This is a genomic window from Nocardia acidivorans NBRC 108247 (genome assembly GCF_001625085.1).
Taxonomy (GTDB): Bacteria; Actinomycetota; Actinomycetes; order Mycobacteriales; family Mycobacteriaceae; genus Nocardia; species Nocardia acidivorans.
Window position 1 is genome coordinate 1 of the sequence record NZ_BDAW01000078.1, and the last position, 1,937, is coordinate 1,937.

Below are 1,937 nucleotides of genomic sequence, written 5' to 3' on the forward strand. Positions count from 1 at the left end.
TCGGACGCCTCGCAGAAGCGCGCGCTCGGTCTTGACCAGCCGAAGGCCGGTCTGTGGATCACCGGGGTGACCACGCCGTGACTGAATACATCCTGACCGCGGACTATTTCGACCAGATCGTCGAGGTCCGCGAGGACGGCACCGCCAAGCGGTACGCCAAGCGCCACCGCGGCGACATCATCGTCGGCCTGCCCGACGAGGACGTCGACCGGCTCATCGCCGCAGGCGCGCTCGCGCCGTACATTGACGAGATCGTCGATTCCGAGATCGTCGACGAGAGCCAGGGCCAGGACCAGGGCCAGGACGATATCCCCGTCCCGGCACCGGCCGTCGTCGACGAGGTTCCGCTCGCGCCGAAGCGGACCGCGTCCGCGGCCGAGTGGCAGGCCTACGGCGTGGCTCGCGGCCTGGACGAGGCCGAAGCCGAAGGCATGACCCGCGCCGAGCTGATCGAGCGTTTCGGGGCTTGATGGCACTCGCCACTGTCGACGAGGTCGCCCGCGGCTGGCGGCCTCTCGACACCGACGAACGCGCGGACGCCGAGCTACTGCTCGCCGCCGCCGAGGCATGGATCCGCGACCCGTCGCGCCGCCCCGACATCCTCGACGTCGACCCGATCGCCAAACGCGTCGTCATCGAAGTAGTCCGGACCGCGCTCGCACCTCCGGCCGACTTCACCGGGCACACAAGCTATTCCGACGGCATGGGGCCGTTCGCACAGGGCGGCACGGTCCCGACGCCCGCCGGACAACTCGTGTTCACCGCTGCTCATGCCGACCTGCTCGGCATCGCCGCTCAGGCCTCGCCCGTCTGGTATTTCGGCGACTCAGTGAGGCGACCGTGAGCGAGATCGTGATCCGGCACCGCGGCGGCGGATTCGACGACGACGGCAACCCGGTCCCGGCCTCCGACGTCGAGCTCGTCGCCGCCGCCGTCGCACCGGCCGCGGCCCCGGCCTATCTCGATCGAGGCCGCAACGGCGCGAAAGTGTCGGTCTCGGTGTACTTCCGTCCGGCCGTCGACCTCACTCGAAACGACGAGCTGACCGTCGACGGCGTCCGCTACCGAATCGAAGTGCAGCAGTGGAAGCCCCGGCGCGGTGGCGCTTGTCGTGCCGGGACGCTCGCCCTCTGCTCGACCGGAGAGGGGTAATCCCATGGCCAACGCCGATATCCGACTCGATCGCGTAGGCATCGCCGCAGTGCTCAAAACCGCGTTTGCGCCGATGGTCAACGCCGCCGCCCACGAGATCGCCTCACAGATCGGATCCGAGGCGATCGTCGACGGCTACACCACCGACCGCAACGCCGCCGCGGTGCTGGTGCCTGCCGAGCAGCAAGCCACCGACGGCGTGCTCACCCGCGCCGCAGCAGCGGCAGGTCTGCCGGTGCGCCAGAAACCGTGAAGCCGCTCCGCATTCCGGGCGATCCGGCGAAGGCAGTGAAAAACCATCTCGCCGCGGTCCTGCCGTCCAAGATGCCCGCGCCCGCCCCGACCGTCGGGCTAGTCCTGCCCGCAGGCTGGACAACTAAATCCGTTCCGGCCGTAGTGGTTTTCGACGACAGCGGGCCCGTCGCGTGGCCGGTCTCGACCTCGCCGACGATCCGCGTCACCGTGTGGGCCGACGGGCGTGACCGGTCCCGCACCATCGCCGCGGTCGCGCTCGGTCTGCTGCTCGCGGGCGGTGTACCGGATATCGCGACGATCACCGAGCCGTCGGGGCTGCTCGAGGCTCGCGACTCCAACAACGCGGGCATTCTCACGAGCTTCACATTCCGCGCCCAATCCCGCACGCTCCCAGCCTAATTCGGGCTGTCACTCATCCATTCCGCATTTCAGGAGGTTCTGTCATGGCCCGTAACCCTGGCAACGTGAAAATCTGGCAAGACGCGCGCGTATTCGTGAGCGCCCTTGCCACCCGCCCGGCCCTGCCCACC

At 69.0% G+C, this 1,937-nt stretch carries 5 protein-coding genes; all 5 read left to right on the top strand.

Annotated elements, in window-relative coordinates:
• The first annotated feature begins 77 nt into the window (after positions 1-77).
• The 5 genes from NA10_RS29215 to NA10_RS29235 are packed head-to-tail and all read left to right on the top strand — an operon-like array spanning position 78 to position 1,806.
• Complete coding sequence (locus NA10_RS29215; protein ID WP_067573685.1) at positions 78-470, top strand: hypothetical protein; 393 nt, start codon at positions 78-80, stop codon at positions 468-470.
• A complete protein-coding gene (locus NA10_RS37765; protein WP_169812666.1) occupies positions 467-844 on the top strand; it encodes a hypothetical protein in 378 nt (125 codons plus the stop codon). The genes NA10_RS29215 and NA10_RS37765 overlap by 4 nt, the downstream gene beginning before the upstream one ends.
• Complete coding sequence (locus NA10_RS37770) at positions 841-1,152, top strand: phage head completion protein (protein WP_067573689.1); 312 nt, start codon at positions 841-843, stop codon at positions 1,150-1,152. Before NA10_RS37765 ends, NA10_RS37770 begins: the two co-directional genes overlap by 4 nt.
• A gap of 4 nt (positions 1,153-1,156) precedes the next feature.
• The gene (locus tag NA10_RS29230) at positions 1,157-1,405 is read left to right on the top strand and encodes a hypothetical protein (protein WP_067573691.1); all 249 of its coding nucleotides are present in this window, start codon (positions 1,157-1,159) and stop codon (positions 1,403-1,405) included.
• Positions 1,402-1,806, top strand: coding sequence for a hypothetical protein (locus NA10_RS29235; protein ID WP_067573693.1), 405 nt, complete (start codon positions 1,402-1,404; stop codon positions 1,804-1,806). The genes NA10_RS29230 and NA10_RS29235 overlap by 4 nt, the downstream gene beginning before the upstream one ends.
• Positions 1,807-1,937: the final 131 nt, after the last annotated feature.

What these genes read in the sequence shown, in the direction of transcription:
- NA10_RS29230 (WP_067573691.1), top strand. Translation starts at nt 1,157, where the DNA reads ATGGCCAACGCCGATATCCGACTCGATCGCGTAGGCATCGCCGCAGTG.